The following is a 21,127-nucleotide window of genomic DNA, read 5'->3' on the forward strand; positions in this document are numbered from 1 at the left end:
CGGTGGAGAGAGCGGCCCGGCGGGGCGACCTGGAGGAGAGAGCGCTATGGAAACCGTGCTTGTGATCATTGCGCTGCTCTTCGTCGTGTTCCTGGCGTTCGGCGGGTACGTGACGGTGAAGGCGGTCGGCGCGGCCAAGCGCGGGGTGGACCGCAAGGTCGAGCAGGCGCGGCGTGCGGTGGAGGACACCACACTGCGCGCCAGGAGCTATGTGCAGCCCGGAGCGGCCGCCGAGTTGGCGCAGCTGCGGCTGCATCTGCGCACCTCCATGCGGGCCACGCAGGACGCGCTGCACGCGCGCGTGGCGGAGGACTCCTCGCTCAAGGAGTCCCTCGGCCTCTTCGAGCGCCTGAGCGCGCACGGGCACGAGGTGGACGCCGAGCTGAAGCGCATGGAGAGCGAGCCCGACAAGGAGCAGGTGGCTCGGGTGCTGCCGGAGCTCAGGACGCGTACGGAGCGGATCACGCGCTCCGCCGACGCGCTGCGGCACGCGGCTCGCGACCGGGCCGGCCGGTTCGCGAGCGACGACCTGGACGCCCTGAGTTCGCAGATCGACCTGGAGGCAGGGGCGCTGCGGCACTGGACGACCGAGCCGGCGCCGGGAGCGGAATCCGGCGCCGAATCCGAGCCGGGCGCCGCCCGGGAGGCGCCGCGGACGGACCGCGGGCAGCGGCGGGACCGGGAGCGGAACCGGGCCGCGATCACTCCGCCAGGTGTACGCCCCGCGTATCCGTGGGAGAAGAAACCCCGTCCGGAGAGCACGACTTGATCGCCCCCGGGACCGTGTCGGACGACGGCCGGGAGGCAGGGGCCGGGCTGCCGCCGGGCGACCGTGGCAGGTAATCTCCGGTGCATGTCCCGCCATGTCGCGATCGTCACCGATTCAACGGCCTACCTGCCGCAGCGGACGATGGAGCGCCACGGCATCACGGCGGTGCCGTTGACCGTGGTCCTGGGTGACCGGGCGCTCGAAGAGGGTACGGAGATCTCCGCTCGCTCGGTCGCGGAGGCGCTGCAGAAGCGCCGCTCGGTGACGACGTCGAGACCCAGCCCGGAGCGGTTCGCCGAGACCTACCGCAAGGTGGCCGAGTCCGGCGCCACCGCCATCGTCTCGCTGCACCTGTCCGCCGAGATCTCCGGGACGTACGACGCCGCGGTGCTGGCCGCGCGCGAGGCCCCGGTCCCGGTGCGCGTCGTTGACACCGGGATGGTGGCCATGGCCCTCGGCTTCTGCGCGCTCGCGGCGGCGGAGGCGGCCGACGCGGGAGGCACGGCCGACGAGGCGGTGAACGCGGCGGAGAAGCGGGCCTCGGGCACCTCGGCGTACTTCTACGTCGACACGCTGGACTATCTGCGGCGGGGCGGCCGGATCGGCGCCGCGCAGGCACTGTTCGGGTCCGCTCTCGCGGTCAAGCCGCTGCTCCAGCTCGACGGCGGCCGCATCGAACTCCTGGAAAAGGTCCGTACGTCGTCGAAGGCGATCGCGCGGCTGCAGGAGATCGTGGCCGAGCGGGCGGGCAGCGCGCAGGTGGACGTGGCCGTGCACCATCTGGCCGCGCCGGAGCGGGCGGAGGCGCTCGCGCAGTGGCTGCGCGAGCAGGTGCCGGGCCTGGCCGAGCTGCACGTCAGCGAGGTGGGAGCGGTGATCGGGGCGCACACGGGACCGGGACTGCTGGGGGCCGTGGTCTCGCCGCGGACGTAGGGCGGCGCGTACTCCGTCGGTCGCGTGGGGGCCTCGTGGGGGTCGTGTGGGTGACGGAGTTTTCCACAACTTGTGGGTTGTCCCCGGAAGTTGAGCAAGATCCACTTGTCGGCGGCGCGGTGCCTACCGTCTCGTGACATGGAACTTCGATCACGGACACGGACAGCACACGCATCAAGCGGGCCGGGGCGCGGCGCCGCGTCGGACAGCCGCGCCCGGCAGCGGCACGTGGTGCGGCGGCGCGCTCGGCGCAGGCGCGTCGAGGCGGAGCGGACCCGGCTGCGGGCGGAGGCGCTGTTCGCGCCGCCGGAGCGGGAGGTGCGGGGTACGGCTACGGCACGGGCTGCTCCCGCTCCGTCGTGGGTGCGTGAGCCCGATCCCGAGCCCGAGCCGCCGGTCGAGCCTGCTGCGGTCCCGGCGCCCTCACGGCGGGAGCGTGCGGCGCTCGCCCTGCGGGACCGGTTGCCGCTGTGGGTGCAGACGCGGTGCGGGGTCGAGCGGCGCGGGGCCGTGGCGCTGGCCGTCCTCGTCGCAGTGGTGGGGCTCTTCGCCGTGCAGCACTTCTGGGCGGGCCGAACGCAGCCGGTGCGGGCGCCCGAGACGGTGCGGGCGGCGGCGCCGCGAGCCGTGGGGCCGCCCTCGGACGGCGATGCCTCGCCCGCCGCGGTGGGGCCGGAGCCCGTGGCGAGCGGCGCCGCGGGGATCGTCGTGGACGTCAGCGGAAAGGTGCGCAGGCCGGGGGTCCACCGGCTGCCCGCCGGGGCCCGCGTCGCGGACGCGTTACGGGCGGCCGGCGGGCTGCGCCCCGGTACGGACACCGAGGGGCTCAACAGGGCGCGGCTCCTCGTGGACGGCGAGCAGGTCCAGGTGGGCGCACCCGCGGCGGCTGCCGCCGCCGCGCCGTCGGGCGGGGCGGCGGGAGCGTCGGCCCCGGCGGGCCCGATCGGCCTCAATACCGCCACCCTGGAACAGCTCGACACCTTGCCGGGCGTCGGCCCCGTACTGGCGCAGCACATCGTCGACTACCGCACGGAGCACGGCGGCTTCCGCTCCGTCGACGAGCTGCGCGAGGTCAATGGCATCGGGGATCGCCGCTTCGAGGATCTGCAGAATGCGGTGCGGCCGTGAACCGTCGGGTCTTGCGTCCGCCGTCCGTGAACCGTCCGGTCTTGCGTCGACCGGTCGTTGGCGGTGACGGGGAGGCGGTGTCCAGGGTCGGGCGGCTCGGTGACGCGCATCCTCGCCAAGAGGGGCCGCTGGACCTGCGGTTGGTGCCGCCCGCGCTGGCGGCGTGGGGCACGGCGGCGCTGACGGTGGCCGGTTCGCCGTGGTGGGCGGGGCTCGTGGCGGTGGCGTGTGCGCTCGGTGGGGCGGGGTTGCTGATCGCGGGGCGTGGCGGGGCCAGGCGTGTGGCGCGGTCCTGGCGTGGTCCGTCGGCGGCGGCGCTGCTCCTGTGCACCGCCGCGGCCGCGGCCTCCGCCGGTCTGCACGGGGCTGACCTGCGGCGCGGCCCCGTGCCTGAACTCGGGGCTCAATTCGCCCGCGGGGGCGTCGAGTTGGAGGTTACCTCCGACCCCCGGCTCACCCGGCCGCGAATCCGCGGGGACCACGTGGCGCCGGCGTCGGTGCTGGTGGAGGCGGATGTGGTGCGGGTGACGGGGCCGGACGGGGACACGGTGCGGACGCGGGCGCCTGTGCTGGTCCTGGTGAACGCGGGAGGCGAGGGGGCCGACAGAGGGGACAGGGGGCATGGAGGGGACGGAGGGGAGGGGGAGTCTGGAGGAGGTCGAGGGGAAACGGGCTTTGCGTCCTCGGAGGTGCCCGACAAGTGGTCGCAGGTGCAAGGCAGTTCGTGGCTGGCCGTGCTGCCCAGTACCCGGTTGCGGGTGCGGGGGAGTTTCGCGCCGACGATGGTCGCGGGGGACCGGGTCGCGGCGGTGCTGCGGGTCGGGAGCGAGGAGCGGGCACGGGTCGTGGGGTCGCCGAGCCGGTCGCAGCGGGTGGCCGGGACGCTGCGGGCGGGGCTGCGCGAGGCCACCGGCGGGCTCGACGCGGACGCGCGCGCACTGCTCCCCGGGCTCGTCGTCGGCGACACGGCGCGTGTGACACCGGAGCTGCACACCGCCTTCGAGGAGACGGACCTGTTGCACCTCATGGCGGTCAGTGGGGCCAATTTCACGATCCTGCTGGCCCTGTTGATCGGCCCGCCCGGCACGGCACAACGCGTCGAGCGGCGCGGCCTGGCGCCCCGGATCGGGCTGCCGTTGCGGACGACCGCGGTGCTCGGCGGGGCCCTCACGCTCGGCTTCGTCGTGGTGTGCCGGCCCGAGCCGAGCGTGCTGCGGGCGGCGGCGTGCGGGCTGATCGCACTGCTCGCCGTGGCCACCGGGCGCCGCAGATCCCTGATCCCGGCCCTGGCCACAGCGGTGCTGCTGCTCGTCCTGTACGACCCGTGGCTGGCGCGGAGTTACGGGTTCCTGCTGTCGGTGCTCGCCACGGGCGCGCTGTTGACGCTGGCCCCGCGGTGGAGTGCGGCGCTGCGTGGCCGCGGGGTGCCGGCGCGGCTCGCCGAGGCGCTGGGGGCCGCCGCCGCCGCGCAGGCGGTGTGCGCTCCGGTCGTCGCGGTGCTGGCGGCGCGGGTGAGCCTGGTGGCGGTGCCGTGCAACCTGCTCGCGGAGTTCGCGGTCGCGCCGGCGACCGTGCTCGGGTTCGCGGCGCTGGCGACGGCGCCGCTCGCGATGCCGGTGGCGAAGTCCCTGGCCTGGTGCGCCGGTTGGCCCACCGGGTGGATCGCGGACATCGCCAGGGCCGGGGCCGCACTGCCCGGCAGCGGGTTGGACTGGCCGGGTGGCTGGCGCGGCGGAGCGCTGCTCGCGCTCGGCACGTTGGCCCTCGTGCTCGTGGGGCGCAGAGCACTCGCGTCACCCTGGATCTGCGGGGTCTGCGCGCTGCTGCTCGTCCTGGTGATCACGCGGCCCGCGCCGCTCGTGCGGGGCGTCACCGGCTGGCCGCCGGCCGGCTGGCGCCTGGCCATGTGCGACGTGGGGCAGGGCGACGCCCTGGTGCTCGCGGCCGGGGCGGGGGCCGGAGTGGTGGTGGACGCGGGCCCCGACCCGCTGCTCGTCGACCGGTGCCTGCGCTCGCTTGGCGTCACCCGGATCCCGGCGGTGGTGCTCACGCACTTCCACGCGGACCATGTGGCCGGGCTCGCGGGGGTGTTGCGGGGAAGGGCCGTCGGTCAGATCGAGGCGACCGGGTTCGAGGAGCCGTCGGAGCAGGTGGCGTTCGTGCGGAGGGAGGCCGCCCGGCGCGGGGTCCCGGTGGTGCGCGCGGTGGCGGGGGAGCGGCGCAGAGCGGGACCGCTCGACTGGCAGGTGCTGTGGCCGCCGCCGGACCCGGCCCCGCCGCCGGACGGTCCGAACGACGCGAGCGTGACCCTGCTCGTCCGCGTCGCGGGGCTGGCCCTGCTGCTCCTCGGCGACCTCGAACCCCCGGCGCAGCGCGCCCTGTTGAGATCGCCCGCCGGGGCCCGGCTGCCCCAGGTGGACGTGCTCAAGGTCGCCCATCACGGCTCGGCCTACCAGGACCCGGAACTGTTGCGCAGGGCCGCGCCCCGCGTCGCGCTGATCTCGGTGGGCCGCGACAACTCGTACGGTCACCCGGCGCCCAGCACCCTGGCGGCTCTGCGGGCGCGCGGTGCGGCCGTGCTCAGGACGGACCGGGACGGGGCGGTGGCGGTCGTGGGAGGGGGCGGTGGGGAGCTCCGGGTCGCCTCGTAGCGCGGCCGATGCCGCTCAGGGTCGTTTTCTTGCCATGCGGGCGCATGTTGCCTCGAAACCGCCCACGATGATCGAATGCTTGTCGAATACAGCAGTTCAGGCAGTTGTCCAGGCGTTCTGGGGTGGGTGGGACATGTTTGGCTTCCGGCGGAGAAACCGTACTAACCGGTCAGTAGATTCGAGTTCTCTCGGGGGGAGGGCGATGCCGCCGGGCGCGGGGGTGCTCAGTGGCCGGATCATCGATGCCGTGGGTGAGCCGGTGCGCGGCGCCGAGTTCTCGGTGAACGATGTGATGGGGCGCAAGGTGGTGAGCGGGGGCGTCGGTCCGTTCGGCTCGTTCGTGGCGACGGTGCCCGCAGGGGACTACCGGCTCGCGGTGTCGGCCGAGGGGTACGCGTCGTTCCGCGGTGGGGCCACCGTGGCCGAGGGCGAGCAGGCGGCGCTCGGTGACGTCACGCTCCAGGTGTCCGCGCCTCCGGCGCTGCCGACGCCGGGGGACTGGGAGGTCGAGCCGACGCACTCCTCGATCGGGTTCACGGCGCGGCACATCGGGATGGCGCGGGTCTACGGCCGGTTCAACACGTTCGCCGGTGTGCTGCGGGTGGCCGAGCGGGTCGAGGACTCCGCGATGCACGTCGTCATCGACGCCTCGTCCATCGACACGAACGTCAAGATGCGCGACGACCACCTCAGGTCCGCCGATTTCCTCGACGTCGAGCGCTTCCCGACGCTGGAGTTCTACAGCGACCGCTTCGTGCACAGAGGCGGCGGCCGCTGGGCGATCACCGGGGCGCTCACGCTGCACGGCGTGACCCGGACGGTCACGCTGGAGGCCGACTACCTGGGCGTGGGCACCGGCATGGAGGGCGAGACCCGGGCCGCCTGCCGGGCGACCACGGAGCTGCACCGCGACGACTTCACCGTGAGCTGGCAGACCATGCTGGCGAGGGGCATCGCCGTCGTCGGCTCCAGCGTCCGCATCGAGCTCGACATACAGGTCGTGCCCAAGGACTGACCCCGTGCGTGCGGCGCCGCCGGTGTGCCGGAAAATGGTGGCGTGAGCGATGTGAGACACGTACTGGTGCTGCCCGACCGGGACGCCGCGGAGGAGGCCTCGGAGGCGCTCCGGGAGCGCTTCGGGGTGGCCGAGGAACCCCAGCTCGTACGGGACGCGTTGGCCGGTGAGGACGACGCCGAGGACGCGCAGTGGCTGCTGGTCGTCGAGGACGCGACGGGGCGGCTGGCCGCCGGGGAGCTGGATGAGTTCGCGGCGGAGTGGGAGGGGTGGCGCGAGGAGCCGTAGGGCTGTTGCCGTTGCTGTGAGGCCGTCCGCGGTGACGACTCGGGGCTCCGCCCCGGACCCCGCTGCTCAATCGCCGCAGGGGCTTGATGGGGGGGCTTGTCAGTGGTGCGTGGGATGCTTGGCGCGATGGCCAGGAAGACTGCAAATGACGAACCGCTCGCTCCTCTCACCGTCGCGGTGGGGCAGGAGGAGCTGCTGCTCGACCGCGCGGTGCAGCAGATCGTGGCGGCCGCGCGCGCCATGGACGCGGACACCGACGTCCGGGACCTGACCTCTGATCAGTTGCAGCCGGGGACGCTGGACGAGCTGACCAGTCCCTCGCTGTTCGCCGAGCGCAAGGTCGTCGTCGTACGCAATGCGCAGGACCTGTCCGCGGACACGGTCAAGGACGTGAAGGCGTACATCGGCTCGCCCGCCGAGGAGATCACGCTGGTGCTGCTGCACGCCGGTGGCGCCAAGGGCAAGGGCCTGCTCGACGCGGCGCGCAAGGCCGGGGCCAGGGAGGTCGCCTGCCCCAAGATGACGAAGGCGGCGGATCGGCTGGCGTTCGTGCGTGCCGAGTTCCGGGCGATCGGGCGGTCTGCCACTGGTGAGGCGTCGCAGACGCTCGTCGATGCCATCGGGAGTGATCTGCGGGAGCTGGCGTCCGCGGTGTCGCAGCTCGCCGCCGACGTCGAGGGGACCATCGACGAGGCCGTTGTCGGGCGGTATTACACGGGGCGGGCCGAGGCGTCCAGCTTCACCGTCGCCGACCGGGCCGTGGAGGGGCGGGTGGCCGAGGCGCTGGAGGCGCTGCGGTGGTCGTTGTCGACCGGGGTGGCGCCGGTGCTGATCACCAGTGCGTTGGCTCAGGGGGTGCGGGCGATCGGGAAGCTGTCGTCCGCGCGTGGGGGGCGGCCGGCGGATCTTGCGCGGGAGTTGGGGATGCCGCCGTGGAAGATTGATCGGGTGCGGCAGCAGATGCGGGGGTGGACGCCGGATGGGGTTGCGGTGGCGCTTCGGGCGGTGGCGGAGGCGGATGCGGGGGTGAAGGGGGCGGGGGACGACCCGGAGTACGCGCTGGAGAAGGCTGTGGTGACCGTGGCGCGGGCTGCCCGGGCGCGGGGGCGTTAGGGAATCGCCCCCGCCGCCCCTTCCCGTCCCTGGGGGCTGCGCCCCCAGACCCCCTTGTCCTCAAACGCCGGACGGGCTGGAGATGGCCGGACGGGCTGGAGAAGAGGAAGAGACTCCAGGGAACGCCGAAGGCCCCGCCCTGAAAAGGGTGGGGCCTCGGGTCAAGCTGTGTGAGCCCGCACCCGCGTGGCGAACGCAGTCGCGTGCGGGCTCTTGGGTGTCGGTCGGGGGCGGAGAGAGAGGGCCCGCCCGGGTCCCACCGACGGTCGATCAGGTCAGGTCAGGTCAGGTTCAGGCCTGGATGGACGCGACCTTCGAAGCAAGCGCCGACTTCTTGTTGGCGGCCTGGTTCTTGTGGATAACGCCCTTGGAGACGGCCTTGTCGAGCTGACGCGCGGCAGCGCGCTGAGCCTCGACGGCCTTCTGGACGTCACCGGCGGCAACGGCCTCGCGGGCCTTGCGGATCGAGGTCTTGAGGGAGGACTTGACCGTCTTGTTGCGCAGTCGCGCCTTCTCGTTGGTCTTGATCCGCTTGATCTGGGACTTGATGTTCGCCACGAAATGAGCCTTTTCAGGTTCAGGCACGGGGCCGGTCAGGGACCCGTACCGGTGATTGTCACTGAGTGTGTGCCTCGGCTTAGAGGGCATGAGACACAGCTGCCCACGGTATCAGCCGTCATCCGGGCGGCCCAAACCGGGCGCAGCCCCCCGCTCATGGGACCATGGAGGCTACGTATTGATCCCAACCGAGGCCGACCCGAGGCAGAAGGCCTCAAGAGACAGGACCCTGCGTGCCCGCGATCCCTAAAAATGTGCCCGAGCCGAGCCGCACCGACCCGGCTCTGATTCGCAACTTCTGCATCATCGCGCACATCGACCACGGCAAGTCGACGCTCGCCGACCGGATGCTCCAGCTGACCGGGGTGGTCGAGCAGCGGCAGATGCGTGCTCAGTATCTCGACCGGATGGACATCGAGCGAGAGCGCGGCATCACGATCAAGTCCCAGGCGGTGCGGCTGCCCTGGGCCCCGACGGAGGGGCCCGACAAGGGCAGTACCCACGTCCTCAACATGATCGACACGCCGGGTCACGTGGACTTCACGTACGAGGTGTCCCGCTCGCTCGCCGCGTGCGAGGGGACGGTCCTGCTTGTCGACGCCGCCCAGGGCATCGAGGCGCAGACCCTCGCCAACCTGTACCTGGCGATGGAGAACGACCTCAAGATCGTTCCGGTGCTCAACAAGATCGACCTTCCGGCCGCCCAGCCGGAGAAGTTCTCGGAGGAGCTCGCCAACCTCATCGGCTGCGACCCCGACGATGTGCTCAAGGTCTCCGCGAAGACCGGCGTGGGCGTCGAGGCGCTGCTCGACAAGGTCGTCGCCGAGATCCCCCCGCCGGTCGGCGTCGCCGACGCCCCCGCCCGCGCGATGATCTTCGACTCGGTCTACGACTCCTACCGGGGCGTCGTGACGTACGTACGAGTCGTCGACGGTCAGCTCAACAAGCGTGAGCGGATCCGGATGATGTCCACCGGGGCCACGCACGAGCTGCTCGAGATCGGTGTGTCGTCCCCCGAGATGACCCCGGCCGACGGCATCGGCGTCGGCGAGGTCGGCTACATCATCACCGGCGTGAAGGACGTCCGGCAGTCCAAGGTCGGTGACACGATCACCTCCCTGCACAAGGGCGCCACCGAGGCCCTCGGCGGTTACAAGGACCCGAAGCCGATGGTCTTCTCGGGTCTCTATCCGCTGGACGGCTCGGAGTACCCGGACCTGCGCGAGGCCCTCGACAAGCTGCAGCTGAACGACGCCGCTCTGGTCTACGAGCCGGAGACCTCCGCCGCGCTCGGCTTCGGCTTCCGCGTCGGCTTCCTGGGGCTGCTGCACCTCGACGTGATCCGGGAGCGGCTCGAGCGCGAGTTCGGGCTCGACCTCATCGCCACCGCCCCCAACGTGGTCTACCGCGTGGACATGGAGGACGGCACCGAGCACACGGTCACCAACCCGAGCGAGTTCCCCGAGGGCAAGATCGACAAGGTCTTCGAGCCCGTCGTGCGCGCCACGCTCCTCGCGCCCAGCGAGTTCATCGGCGCGATCATGGAGCTCTGCCAGACCCGTCGCGGCACCCTGCTCGGCATGGACTACCTCTCCGAGGACCGGGTGGAGATCCGCTACACCCTCCCCCTCGCCGAGATCGTCTTCGATTTCTTCGACCAGTTGAAGTCCAAGACCCGCGGTTACGCGTCCCTGGACTACGAGCCCACCGGCGAACAGGCCTCCGACCTGGTGAAGGTCGACATCCTGCTGCACGGCGACCGCGTCGACGCGTTCTCCGCCGTCACCCACAAGGACGCCGCGTACGCGTACGGCGTGCGTCTGGTGGCCAAGCTGCGGGAGCTCATCCCGCGGCAGGCCTTCGAGATCCCGGTCCAGGCCGCCATCGGCTCCCGTGTCATCTCCCGCGAGACCATCCGCGCCATCCGCAAGGACGTCCTCGCCAAGTGCTACGGCGGTGACATCTCCCGTAAGCGCAAGCTCCTCGAGAAGCAGAAGGAGGGCAAGAAGCGCATGAAGATGGTCGGCTCCGTCGAGGTGCCGCAGGAAGCCTTCATCGCTGTGCTCTCCAGTGACGACAGTGGCGGCGCCAAGAGCAAGAAGTAACCCGCCGCGCCGGTCCCCGCGCATGAGGATCGTACGAAGCAAGAGGCGTCTGTCCGTTTCTCAGGGCAGGCGCCCGCTGCTTTTGTGAGGGCCGTGTGTGGGGTGGGGGAGATGGGGGAGAGTCCGATGAAGTCGGAGGCCGGAGCCCCTTACGCGCCAGGACGGTGACCCTTACCCTGATCACTGCCCAATGGTTACTCACCAGTTAAACAAGCCGCTGAACCAGCCGCACTGCCGCGGGCCCCGGAGGACGTCGTGAGCGACACACAGACCTTGATCGAGAACCGTCCGCCCTCCGTGGCGAACCTCTTCCTGGAGCGCGTGGCGGCGACGCCGGACGCGGAGGCCTACCGCTATCCGGTGCCCTCGGCCTCCGGCACGGGCCCCGACGACTGGAAGTCGCTGAGCTGGGCGCAGGCCGCGCAGCGCGTGTACGCCATCGCCGCGGGCCTCGTCGAGCTGGGAGTGGGCCCGCAGGAGCGGGTGGCGCTCGCCTCCTCGACCCGTGTCGAGTGGGTGCTCGCCGACCTCGGCATCATGTGCGCGGGCGCGGCGACCACCACCGTGTACCCGCAGACCAACGAGGAGGAGTCGGCGTTCATCCTGTCCGACTCCGAGTCCAAGGTCATCGTCGCCGAGGACGCCGCGCAGCTCGCCAAGGCGCGGGCGCGCAGGGCCGAGCTGCCCGAGCTGCGGCACGTCGTGGTGATCGACGCGACGGGTGTCGAGCCCGACGCCGCAGACCCCGACGGCTGGGTGCTCACCCTGGAGGACCTGGAGGCGCGCGGCGCCGCGTACCTGGAGAAGAACCCGGACGCCGTGACGGAGCGGGTCGGGGCGATCGAGAAGGACCAGCTCGCCACGCTCATCTACACCTCCGGCACCACCGGCCGGCCCAAGGGCGTCCGGCTACCGCACGACAACTGGTCGTACATGGCGAAGGCCATCGCGGCGACCGGGCTCGTGAGCGGCGACGACGTGCAGTACCTGTGGCTGCCGCTCGCGCACGTCTTCGGCAAGGTGCTGACCAGTGGCCAGATCGAGGTCGGGCACGTCACCGCGGTCGACGGCCGCGTGGACAAGATCATCGAGAATCTGCCGATCGTGCAGCCGACGTACATGGCCGCCGTACCGCGCATCTTCGAGAAGGTCTACAACGGCGTCGCCGCGAAGGCGCGGGCCGGTGGCTCCGCCAAGTACAAGATCTTCCAGTGGGCGGCCGGGGTCGCACGCGAGTACGCGAAGGTCAGCCAGGACAACTTCCGCCGCACCGGCGTCGCGTCCGTGCCGTTCAAGCTCGCCTCGAAGCACAAGGCGGCGGACCGCCTGGTCTACGGCAAGCTGCGGGAGGCCTTCGGCGGGCAGTTGCGGGCGTGTGTGTCCGGCTCTGCCGCGCTCGCTCCCGAGATCGGCTACTTCTTCGCCGGCGCGGGCGTGCACATCCTGGAGGGCTACGGCCTGACCGAGTCCAGCGCCGCCTCGTTCGTGAACCCCGGTGAGGCCTACCGCACCGGCACCGTCGGCAAGCCGCTGCCCGGCACCGAGGTGCGGATCGCGGACGACGGCGAGATCCTGCTGCGCGGCCCCGGCATCATGGAGGGCTACCACGGGCTGCCCGACAAGACCGCCGAGGTCCTGGAGTCGGACGGCTGGTTCCACACCGGCGACATCGGCGAGCTGTCCAACGACGGCTACCTGCGGATCACCGACCGCAAGAAGGACCTCATCAAGACGTCGGGCGGCAAGTACATCGCGCCCGCCGAGGTCGAGGGCCAGTTCAAGGCCGTGTGCCCGTACGTCTCCAACATCCTGGTGCACGGCGCCGACCGGAACTTTTGCACGGCGCTCATCTCGCTCGACGAGCCGTCGATCCTGGAGTGGGCCAAGGAGAACGGCCTCAGCGGCTCCTCGTACGAGGAGGTCGTCGCGGCGCCGCAGACGGTGCAGCTCGTCGAGGGCTACGTGAAGGAGCTCAACGAGGGCCTGCAGCGCTGGCAGACCATCAAGAAGTTCAAGCTCCTGCCGCGCGACCTCGACATCGAGCACGGCGAGCTGACGCCCAGCCTGAAGCTGAAGCGCCCGGTCGTGGAGCGGGAGTACAAGGCGCTGCTCGACGAGATGTACGCCGGGAGCATCGAGGGCTGACGGCCCGAGGAAGGAGGCGCCGCGGTCGAAGTGCGCTAGGGCCTGTCCGGCGGATCATGGCGCTTGCGTGTGGCCTCGATCGATCGGTGCAGGCAAGCGGGCTCTGGTGCGTCGAGCTGCAAGGCGGAGGATTGAGGCATCGCGGAGCGATGGTGATTGACGACAACGCCGCAGATGGGCGTGCCAGAGCCCGCGACTGCGCCATGATCCGCCGGACAGGCCCTAACCCCGGCGCACCATCCGCAGCGTCTCCTTCATCTCCCCGATGTCGTGGCGCAGTTCGCGCACGTCGGGGTTCGCGTCCTCGGCCAGGAGGCGCTCCATCGTCGTCATGCGGGCCGCGAGGTCGTCCAACTGCTGGTGCTCGCGCGCCAGGAGGCGCTGCAGCTGGCGGTTCTTGCGGTGCAGGTCGAGGAAGACCGTCACCTTCGCGCGCAGCACCCATGGGTCGAAGGGCTTGGTCAGGTAGTCGGCGGCGCCGGTCGCGTAGCCGCGGAAGGCGTAGCCGGTGTCGGCCTCCGTGCCCGTCAGGAAGATGATCGGGACGTCCTTCGTCTGGTCGAGACGCTTGATGTTCGTCGCCGTCTCGAAGCCGTCCATGCCGGGCATCCGGATGTCCAGGAGGACGACGGCGAACTGCCTGCGCAGCAGCGCCTTCATCGCCTCCTCTCCCGAACGGGCCCTGACCAACGGCTCGTTGAGGGGGCCCAGTACGGCTTCGAGTGCGGTCAGGTTGTCCTCCATGTCGTCGACAAGGAGGATGCTGGCCCGATCCGCTGAAGTGGACTCTGCAGTGGTCATGTTGACGGTGCCTCACTCAGTGGTCGCCGGTGTACCGGAGACCTCGGTTGCGGACGGGTCCGCCTCCTCGGGGGCCAGCAGCTCGCACACAACGTTCAGCAACTGGTCGACGTCCACCGGTTTCGGTACGTAATCGTTCGCGCCCTTGGCGATCGACTTCTCGCGGTCGCCGGGCATGGCCTTGGCGGTGAGCGCCACGATGGGCAGTCCGGCCCATCGTGGCGTACCGCGGATGACGGAGATCGTCTCGTAGCCGTCCATCTCGGGCATCATGATGTCCATCAGGACGAGTTCGACATCGGGGTGGCTCTCCAGGGTCTCGATGCCCTCGCGGCCGTTCTCCGCGTACAGGACGGGCATGCCGACGCGGCCCAGTACGTGGGTGAGCGCGAAGACGTTGCGGATGTCGTCGTCGACGATCAGGACGCGGCGGCCCGGCAGGACCAGGCCCGGCCTGCCCGTCTTCCACTGCTCCAGCTTCGTCGGCGCCGGCCAGTTGTCCTCCTGTTCCGGCTGCTGCGACGCGTACATGTCCGTCGGGGAGCCCTGCTCGGGTACGAGGGCCGACTGCGGCAGGGTGGACGGCTCCTGCCCGGGAGGCGGCTCGTGCCCGGGGCAGCGCACGGGGACGTACAGCGTGAAGGTGGAGCCCTCGCCGGGCTCGCTCTCCGCGACGATGTGGCCGCCGAGCAGCGCGGAGATCTCCCGGCTGATGGACAGGCCGAGGCCCGTGCCGCCGTATTTGCGGTTCGTCGTGCCGTCGGCCTGCTGGAACGCCTCGAAGACGACGGCGAGTTTGTCGCGCGGGATGCCGATCCCGGTGTCGGTGACGGCGAAGGCGAGCAGATCGTCGCCCTCGGCCGACTGGGCCCCTTCGGGGGCCTTGACCAGGCGGACCCGCAGTTCGACCCGGCCCTGTGCGGTGAACTTGATCGCGTTCGACAGGAGGTTGCGCAGGATCTGCTGGAGGCGCTGCTCGTCGGAGAACATCTCGCGCGGCACGTCCTCGCCGACCGACACCTCGAAGGCGAGGCCGCGGTCGAGGGTGATGGGCCGGAACGTCGCGTGGACGTAGTCGAGGACCTTGATGAGGGGGAGCTTCTTGGGGCGTACGTCCATCCGGCCGGCCTCGATCTTCGACAGGTCGAGGATGTCGTTGATGAGCTGGAGCAGGTCGGAGCCCGAGCGGTGGATCGTCGTCGCGAACTGGACCTCCTGGCCGTTGAGATGCCCGTCCGGGTTGTCGGAGAGCAGCCGGGCCAGGATGAGCAGGGAGTTGAGCGGGGTGCGCAGCTCGTGCGACATGTTCGCCAGGAACTCCGACTTGTACTGCGAGGAGGTCGCCAACAGGGCGGCTTTCTCCTCCAGTTGAGCGTTCGAGCGCTGCAACTCCGCCTGCTGGCGCTGGAGTTCGTTCGAGCGCTCCTGGAGCTGGATGGCGAGGCGCTGGGACTCGCCGAGCAGGGACTCCGTACGGGAGTTGGCGATGATGGTGTTGATGGCGACGCCGATGGTGTTCACGAACTGGTCGAAGAACGCCAGGTGGACGTCGGAGAAGCGGGAGAAGGAGGCCAGCTCGATCAGGCCGAGGAGCTTGTCCTCGAAGAGGATCGGGATGATCACGACCGAGGCGGGCGCCGCCTCGCCGAGCCCGCTGTTGATGTTGATGTAGTCCGGCGGCACCTCCTCCACCAGGATCCGCTTCTTCTCCAGGGCCGCCTGCCGTACGAGGCCGTGGACCGGCATCCCGCCCGTGTCGATGACAGATGCGGAGCCCGAGCCGTACCCGGCGATGTACGCAAGCCCCTTGGTGGGTACGGCCGTTGGCTGCCGCGTGCCGTCGTCGTCCTCCTCCGCGAGGAAGAAGGCGCCGTACTGGGCGTTCACCAGCGGTGTCAGCTCGCGCAGGATCAGGTCGGCGACCTCCATCAGGTCGCGGTGGCCCTGCATCAGGGCGGCGAGGCGGGCCAGGTTGGACTCCAGCCAGTCCTTCGCGCGGGTCGTCTCGCGGAGGTTGGCCACCATCAGGTTGATGTTGTCCTTCAGCTCGGCGACCTCGCCCTGCGCGTCGACCGTGATCGAGCGGGACATGTCCCCCGAGGTGACCGCGGAGGCGACCTCGGCGATGGCGCGGACCTGCGTGGTCAGGTTCAGCGCCAGCTCGTTCACGTTCGTCGTCAGGCGCTTCCACGTGCCGTACACGCCCTCGACCCGCGCCTGGCCGCCCAACTGGCCCTGGGAGCCCACCTCGCGGGCCACGCGGGTCACCTCGGAGGAGAACGAGGAGAGCGTGTCGACCATCGTGTTGATGGTCGTCTTCAGTTCGAGGATCTCGCCGCGCGCGTCCACATCGATCTTCTTGGAGAGGTCGCCCTGGGCGACGGCGGTGGCGACCTGCGCGATGTTCCGCACTTGTGAAGTCAGGTTGTCCGCCATGTAGTTGACGTTGTCGGTCAGGTCCTTCCAGACGCCCGACACGCCGTGGACGGTTGCACGCCCGCCGAGCCGGCCGTCGGTGCCGACCTCGCGGGCCACGCGGGTCACCTCGTCGGCGAAGCCGCGCAACTGCTCCACCATCGTGTTGACGGTGTCCTTCAGTTCGAGGATCTCGCCGCGCGCGTCCACCGAGATCTTCTTGCCGAGGTCGCCCTGGGCCACGGCGGTCGTGACCTGGGCGATGTTGCGGACCTGGGAGGTCAGGTTCGACGCCATGAAGTTGACGTTGTCGGTGAGGTCCTTCCAGACCCCGGACACGCCCCGCACCTGGGCCTGGCCGCCGAGGTTGCCCTCGGTTCCGACCTCGCGGGCGACGCGGGTGACCTCGTCGGCGAAGGCGGAGAGCTGGTCGACCATGGTGTTGATCGTCGACTTGAGTTCGAGGATCTCGCCCTTCGCCTCGACGGTGATCTTCTTGCCGAGGTCGCCCTGCGCCACCGCGGTCGACACGAGCGCGATGTTGCGCACCTGCGACGTCAGGTTGTCGGCCATGAAGTTGACGTTGTCGGTGAGGTCCTTCCAGACCCCGGATACGCCGCGGACCTGGGCGCGGCCGCCGAGTTGGCCCTCTGTACCCACCTCGCGGGCCACCCGTGTCACCTCGTCGGCGAACGCGGAGAGTTGGTCGACCATGGTGTTGATCGTCGACTTGAGTTCGAGGATCTCGCCCTGGGCGTCGACCGTGATCTTCTGGCTCAGGTCGCCGTCGGCCACGGCGGTCGTGACCTGGGCGATGTTGCGGACCTGGGAGGTCAGGTTCGACGCCATGAAGTTGACGTTGTCGGTGAGGTCCTTCCAGACGCCCGATACGCCGCGGACCTGGGCGCGGCCGCCGAGTTGGCCCTCGGTGCCGACCTCGCGGGCCACTCGTGTCACTTCGTCGGCGAAGGCGGAGAGCTGGTCGACCATCGTGTTCACGGTCAGCTTCAGTTCGAGCAGCTCGCCCGTCGCCTCGATCGTCACCGTGCGCGTCAGGTCGCCCCGCGCCACCGCCGTCGTCACGAGCGCGATGTCCCGCACCTGCGCCGTGAGCCGCGACGCCATGGTGTTGACCGCCTCGGTCACATCGCGCCAACTCCCGGACAGGCCCGTCACCTTGGCGCGCCCGCCGAGCCGGCCCTCGGTGCCGACCTCGCGGGCCACCCGCGTCACCTCGCCGGTGAACAGGGAGAGCTGGTCCACCATCTTGTTGACCGAACGCCCCAACCGCCGCAGATCGCCCCGGAGTTGGCGACTGCCGTCGTGCAGGTCCACGCGCTGCGTCAGGTCACCGCCCGCCACCGCTTCCAGCACCCGCGTGGCGTTCGCGGTCGGCGCGACGAGCGCGTCGACGATGGTGTTGACGTCGCCCACCCGGGTCACCCAGGTACCCTGCCCCGGGCTCGCCTCCAGGCGCTCGTCGAGTCGGCCGTGCCGGGTGATCTCCCGCCGCACCCGCGCGAGTTCGGCGTTGAAGTGCACGCTGCGGTCCGCGAGCTGGTTGAATGTCGCGCCGAGCTCACCGACGATCCCGTCCGCGGCGATCGGCACATGCGTGAACGTGCCGTCCCGGGCGGCCGTCAGCGCCGCCAGCAGAGGCCGGAGATCGCTCGCACGGATGGCTTCGTCACCGTAGCCCTTCTGAGGTGCACGCATACCACTGTTCTCACTCATAGCGGCCTACTTAGGTAACTCCGCGCTTATGGGCGTGGTCAGTCTGTCACTCTGTCGGTGTCGCCTGAGGCGTCTTTGCCACAACTACTCAGGAGCCGAAACGTGGGTTCCATTCCGATCCAGCGGGAGAGCGCTCTTGGCGCCCCGGACGCGCCCGAGCAGCCGACCGGGGAGCCGATCGTCGCGCGCACGTCGCTGCCCGGAAACCCGCTCGCGCCCGCTGCCGCCCGCCGGTTCCTGCGTGCCGCCTTCGCCGACTGGACCGAACTGCCCGAGCTCTCGGTGGCTCTCACCCTCGACGGACGCCTCATGGACGACGCGACCGTCGTACTCAGCGAACTCGTCACCAACGCCGTCGTGCACGCCGGCACCGGAGTCGACCTCCTGTGCCGCCTGGAGGACGCCGCCCCGGACGGCAGCGTCACCGCCGGACTCGTCGTCGAGGTCACCGACCGACACCCGGCCCGCGCCGTCCGCAACGACCGCGGCTTCCGCTCACCGGAGACCCCAGAGTACGGCCGCGGCCTCCAACTCGTCGCCTCCCTCGCCGAGTTGTGGGGCATCACCTACGGGCACGGCACCAAGACCGTCTGGGCGCGCGTCCCCGCCGACGCCCCGCCGGCCGCCGCGGAGATTCCCGACACCCCGGCCCGCATGCGCAGCCTGCAGAGGGGCCTGCGCGCCGCGGAGATCCTGGCGCCCGCGTCCCGGCGCGCCCCCCAGGACCAGGACTGGATCAACCGCGGCGCGCTCTCCTTCCTCGCCGAGGCCTCCGACCTGCTCGCCGGCCAGCTCGACGAGGACATGGTCGCCGCGCTCGTCGGCCAGCTCCTCGTCCCACGGCTCGCCGACTGGTGCGCCATCTGGTTCTACGAGGAGGAGGGGCGCGGCCTGCCGGGCGTTGTCGAACACGACGAGCTGGGCGCGGGACCGGTGCAGCTGCCCCGGCTCGCCCGCGTCTGGCACACCCACGAACGCCGCACCGAAGAGCTCCGCGGACTCCTGGAGAAGGAACCCCCGCGGCTGCCCGACCGCCTCTCCGGCGCCGTCCCCGTGCCCTGGCCCTTCGACGGGCAGGGCGGCCCGGTCACCCAGGACACCGGCGCGGCGGTCGCCTACCGGCTCTCCGCGGGCGGCCGCGCGCTCGGCATCCTGCTGATCGGACGGGCCGGACTGCACCGATTCCCCGACGAGGTCACCGGGCTCGTCGAGGACTTCAGCCGGCGCGTCGCCCTCGCCGTCAGCGCGGCCCGCCGCTTCACCCGGCAGGCCACCATCAGCCGCATCCTGCAGCGCGGCCTGCTGCCCACGTCCATCGCCGAGATCCCCGGCGTGAAGAGCGCCCTCGTGTACGAGCCGAAGGAGGCAGGCGGCCCCGGCGGCGACTTCTACGACGTGTTCCCGGCCGGCGCCGGACGCTGGTGCTTCGCGCTCGGCGACGTCCAGGGAAAGGGCCCCGAGGCCGCCGTCGTCATCGGGCTCGTACGCCCCTGGCTGCGGCTCCTGGCCCGCGAGGAGTACCAGGTCTCGCAGGTCCTCGACCGGCTCAACCGGCTGCTGCTCGACGACGCGACCGAGGCCTCCGACGCCGCGGCCCGCGCGCTCGCCGCGGCCGACGGCCGCGGCGTGCCACCGGAGGGCTCCACCGCCCGCTTCCTGTCGCTCCTCTACGGCGAGCTGACCCCCACCGAGGACGGCGTGCTCTGCACCCTCGCCTCCGCCGGGCATCCGCTGCCGCTGCTCATGCGGCCCGGCGGCGAGGTCGTCGCCGCGGCCACGCCGCAGATGCTGCTCGGCGTCGTCGACGACCCGGACTACACGAGCGAAACGTTCGTGATGGGCACGGGGGACACGCTCCTGGGCGTCACCGACGGGGTGACGGAGCGGCGCCGCGGGGCCCTCCAGTTCGACGACGGCGACGGGCTCGCGCAGGCGCTCGCCGGGTGCGCGGGCCTGACGGCGCCGCTGCTCGCGGAGCGGATCCGGCGGCTCGTGCACGCCTTCGGCGACAGCCCGCCGGACGACGACCTGGCGCTGCTGGTGCTCCAGGCGCAGTGAGGCGGGAGGAGCGGGAGCACGGGTCGGTGCGGGTGCGCTCAGGAAGTTCCCGCGAGGCGGGACAATGGGGGCATGCCTTCCGCACTTCCCGATGGTGAGCCCGTGCCCGACGACGGTTCGCTGCCCGCGTCCGCCCTCGCCGGGGCCGGGTCCCGACCCCTCGGCTTCTACCTGCACGTCCCGTACTGCGCCACGCGCTGCGGCTACTGCGACTTCAACACGTACACGGCCACTGAGTTGCGCGGCACGGGCGGCGTACTCGCGTCCCGTGACAACTACGCGCAGACGCTCGCCGACGAGGTGCGCCTCGCGCGCAAGGTCCTCGGAGACGACCCGCGTCCGGTCCGCACCGTCTTCGTCGGAGGCGGCACGCCCACGCTGCTGCCCGCCGCCGACCTCGTACGGATGCTGGCCGTGGTCCGCGACGAGTTCGGGCTCGCGGACGACGCGGAGATCACGACCGAGGCGAACCCGGAGTCTGTGGACCCGGCGTACCTGGCGGAGCTGCGGGCCGGCGGCTTCAACCGGATCTCGTTCGGTATGCAGAGCGCCCGGCAGCACGTCCTGAAGGTCCTCGACCGTACGCATACGCCGGGGCGGCCCGAGGCATGTGTGGCGGAGGCGCGGGCGGCGGGCTTCGACCACGTCAACCTCGACCTCATCTACGGCACGCCGGGCGAGACGGACGACGACTGGCGGGCCACGCTGGACGCGGCGCTCGGGGCCGGGCCCGACCACGTCAGCGCGTACGCCCTGATCGTCGAGGAGGGCACGCAGCTCGCGCGGCGGATCCGGCGCGGCGAGGTGCCGATGACCGACGACGACGTGCACGCGGACCGCTACCTGATCGCCGACGAAGTCCTCGGCGCGGCCGGGTTCGACTGGTACGAGGTGTCGAACTGGGCGACGTCAGAGGCCGGGCGCTGCCTCCACAACGAGCTGTACTGGCGCGGGGCCGACTGGTGGGGGGCCGGGCCCGGCGCGCACTCGCACGTGGGCGGGGTGCGGTGGTGGAACGTCAAGCACCCGGGGGCGTATGCGGCGACGCTGGCGGAGGGGCGGTCGCCCGGGGCGGGGCGTGAGGTGTTGGCGGAGGAGGACCGCCGCGTCGAGCGGATCCTTCTCGAGCTACGGCTCCGTGACGGTTGCCCGTTGGAGCTGCTTCGGGCGGATGGGCTCGCGGCCGCGCGAGGCGCTCTGCGGGACGGGTTGCTGGAGCGGGAGCCGTTCGACCGGGGGCGTGCGGTGCTGACGCTGCGCGGGCGGTTGCTGGCGGACGCGGTGGTCCGCGACCTGGTCGACTGAGCCCACGCCACGGGGCGCCGCCCCGGACCCCGCTGCTCAATCGCCGCAGGGGCTTGAAAGATCGCCTCAATCGCCGGCGGGGCTTGAATCATCAAGTCCCGCCGGCGAT

14 protein-coding genes are annotated in these 21,127 nt (G+C 71.3%); 11 read left to right on the forward strand and 3 right to left on the reverse strand.

Going from position 1 to position 21,127, the window contains the following annotated elements; translation table 11 throughout:
• Positions 1-46 precede the first annotated feature (46 nt).
• From ACWD2L_RS37085 to holA, 7 genes are all read left to right on the forward strand, one after another.
• A complete protein-coding gene (locus ACWD2L_RS37085; protein ID WP_351340069.1) occupies positions 47-769 on the forward strand; it encodes a hypothetical protein in 723 nt (240 codons plus the stop codon).
• An 84-nt stretch (positions 770-853) separates the two neighbouring features.
• Positions 854-1,702: a DegV family protein gene (locus ACWD2L_RS37090; protein ID WP_351340072.1), complete on the forward strand. Its 849-nt coding sequence runs from the start codon at positions 854-856 to the stop codon at positions 1,700-1,702.
• Between the two features lie 138 nt (positions 1,703-1,840).
• The gene (locus ACWD2L_RS37095; protein WP_351340075.1) at positions 1,841-2,830 is read left to right on the forward strand and encodes a ComEA family DNA-binding protein; all 990 of its coding nucleotides are present in this window, start codon (positions 1,841-1,843) and stop codon (positions 2,828-2,830) included.
• Between the two features lie 41 nt (positions 2,831-2,871).
• Positions 2,872-5,481: a ComEC/Rec2 family competence protein gene (locus ACWD2L_RS37100; protein ID WP_351340077.1), complete on the forward strand. Its 2,610-nt coding sequence runs from the start codon at positions 2,872-2,874 to the stop codon at positions 5,479-5,481.
• Positions 5,482-5,683: 202 nt separating this feature from the next.
• Entirely contained in the window at positions 5,684-6,496 is an 813-nt protein-coding gene (locus tag ACWD2L_RS37105) for a YceI family protein (protein WP_351340080.1), read from the forward strand.
• Between the two features lie 42 nt (positions 6,497-6,538).
• Positions 6,539-6,784 (forward strand): hypothetical protein, encoded by a 246-nt coding sequence (locus ACWD2L_RS37110; RefSeq protein WP_351340083.1) that lies wholly within the window; start codon positions 6,539-6,541, stop codon positions 6,782-6,784.
• Between the two features lie 126 nt (positions 6,785-6,910).
• Positions 6,911-7,897 (forward strand): DNA polymerase III subunit delta, encoded by a 987-nt coding sequence (gene holA / locus ACWD2L_RS37115; protein ID WP_351340086.1) that lies wholly within the window; start codon positions 6,911-6,913, stop codon positions 7,895-7,897.
• 291 nt (positions 7,898-8,188) lie between these two features.
• Here holA and rpsT read toward each other — a convergent pair whose 3' ends face one another.
• The gene (rpsT, locus tag ACWD2L_RS37120; RefSeq protein ID WP_351340089.1) at positions 8,189-8,455 is read right to left on the reverse strand and encodes a 30S ribosomal protein S20; all 267 of its coding nucleotides are present in this window, start codon (positions 8,453-8,455) and stop codon (positions 8,189-8,191) included.
• Between the two features lie 233 nt (positions 8,456-8,688).
• On the opposite strand from rpsT, the gene lepA reads away from it, so the two are divergent.
• Positions 8,689-10,560, forward strand: a complete 1,872-nt coding sequence (lepA, locus tag ACWD2L_RS37125; protein ID WP_351340091.1) for a translation elongation factor 4 — start codon at positions 8,689-8,691, stop codon at positions 10,558-10,560.
• A 255-nt stretch (positions 10,561-10,815) separates the two neighbouring features.
• Positions 10,816-12,705: an AMP-dependent synthetase/ligase gene (locus tag ACWD2L_RS37130; protein WP_351340094.1), complete on the forward strand. Its 1,890-nt coding sequence runs from the start codon at positions 10,816-10,818 to the stop codon at positions 12,703-12,705.
• A 222-nt stretch (positions 12,706-12,927) separates the two neighbouring features.
• Here ACWD2L_RS37130 and ACWD2L_RS37135 read toward each other — a convergent pair whose 3' ends face one another.
• On the reverse strand, positions 12,928-13,506 hold the full coding sequence (locus tag ACWD2L_RS37135; protein WP_351340097.1) for a response regulator: 579 nt from the start codon (positions 13,504-13,506) through the stop codon (positions 12,928-12,930).
• Between the two features lie 12 nt (positions 13,507-13,518).
• Positions 13,519-17,655: a HAMP domain-containing protein gene (locus ACWD2L_RS37140; RefSeq protein WP_351340099.1), complete on the reverse strand. Its 4,137-nt coding sequence runs from the start codon at positions 17,653-17,655 to the stop codon at positions 13,519-13,521.
• A 102-nt stretch (positions 17,656-17,757) separates the two neighbouring features.
• On the opposite strand from ACWD2L_RS37140, the gene ACWD2L_RS37145 reads away from it, so the two are divergent.
• A complete protein-coding gene (locus ACWD2L_RS37145) occupies positions 17,758-19,713 on the forward strand; it encodes an ATP-binding SpoIIE family protein phosphatase (protein ID WP_351340102.1) in 1,956 nt (651 codons plus the stop codon).
• 72 nt (positions 19,714-19,785) lie between these two features.
• Positions 19,786-21,018: a radical SAM family heme chaperone HemW gene (gene hemW / locus ACWD2L_RS37150; protein ID WP_351340105.1), complete on the forward strand. Its 1,233-nt coding sequence runs from the start codon at positions 19,786-19,788 to the stop codon at positions 21,016-21,018.
• The last annotated feature ends 109 nt before the right edge of the window (positions 21,019-21,127 follow it).

Source organism: Streptomyces sp. NPDC002754 (assembly GCF_053592315.1).

Coding starts and splice junctions, on each gene's coding strand:
- ACWD2L_RS37085 (WP_351340069.1), top strand. CDS start 47: ATGGAAACCGTGCTTGTGATCATTGCGCTGCTCTTCGTCGTGTTCCTG.
- ACWD2L_RS37140 (WP_351340099.1), bottom strand. CDS start 17,655: ATGAGTGAGAACAGTGGTATGCGTGCACCTCAGAAGGGCTACGGTGAC.
- ACWD2L_RS37135 (WP_351340097.1), bottom strand. CDS start 13,506: ATGACCACTGCAGAGTCCACTTCAGCGGATCGGGCCAGCATCCTCCTT.
- holA (WP_351340086.1), top strand. CDS start 6,911: ATGGCCAGGAAGACTGCAAATGACGAACCGCTCGCTCCTCTCACCGTC.
- ACWD2L_RS37090 (WP_351340072.1), top strand. CDS start 854: ATGTCCCGCCATGTCGCGATCGTCACCGATTCAACGGCCTACCTGCCG.
- ACWD2L_RS37095 (WP_351340075.1), top strand. CDS start 1,841: ATGGAACTTCGATCACGGACACGGACAGCACACGCATCAAGCGGGCCG.
- ACWD2L_RS37105 (WP_351340080.1), top strand. CDS start 5,684: ATGCCGCCGGGCGCGGGGGTGCTCAGTGGCCGGATCATCGATGCCGTG.
- hemW (WP_351340105.1), top strand. CDS start 19,786: ATGCCTTCCGCACTTCCCGATGGTGAGCCCGTGCCCGACGACGGTTCG.